This is a genomic window from Mesorhizobium sp. M1A.F.Ca.IN.020.06.1.1, assembly GCF_004023265.1.
In the GTDB taxonomy this organism is placed as follows: Bacteria; Pseudomonadota; Alphaproteobacteria; order Rhizobiales; family Rhizobiaceae; genus Mesorhizobium.
On record NZ_RZSR01001696.1, the window covers coordinates 1 to 570 of the forward strand.

Here is a 570-nt window from a genome sequence, read left to right on the forward strand (position 1 = left end):
TGACGCATGAAGAGCGCCTCGAGCATATCTGGAGCGCCACCCATGACGACTATCGCGGCTATGCCGGCGAGCGCTTCCTTCCTGAGCATCGCGGCAAGCGGACCGTGCTCGTCTATGGCCGGGGCCGGACCGAACTCAAGCTGCTCGACGAGCTGAACGACGAGGAGATCGCGGCCAAGCTGCCGGTGCATCTCAGGCACCTGCCGCTCAAGACGGCGGCGTGAGGTGCGGGCGATGTTCACCTTTCCCATCCTTGCGGTCCGCAAGGTCATCGATCGCGGCATTGCCGATGCCGCCGCCAATGGCGGGTTCCGCAATCCCTATTACGGCACGCGCCCCGGCGAGGGCGAGATGCCCGGCATCTGGCTGGTCGGTGACGAGGGGGTCTACATTCTCTCTAACGGCAAGCTCGCCGAAGGCGCCCGCCCCCTCGTCGTCTATTCGGAACAATGCCACCCGGTCGGCAATCCCGACTGGTGGCACTACAAGCGCCGGCATTTCGGCGGCGATGACGGCATCGAGTTCATCGAGGCCGAGCGGCTGATCCCGCTCTTCGACCGGAATCTTCGC

Annotated in this window: 1 protein-coding gene and 1 pseudogene; both read left to right on the top strand. The window is 65.1% G+C overall.

Annotated elements, in window-relative coordinates:
- Nucleotides 1–224 (top strand): annotated as a pseudogene (locus EOA60_RS36410) (hypothetical protein); the annotation flags it as partial.
- A 10-nt stretch (nt 225–234) separates the two neighbouring features.
- A partial coding sequence (locus EOA60_RS36415) for a DUF3085 domain-containing protein (RefSeq protein ID WP_164899945.1) occupies nt 235–570 on the top strand: 336 nt, incomplete at its 3' end.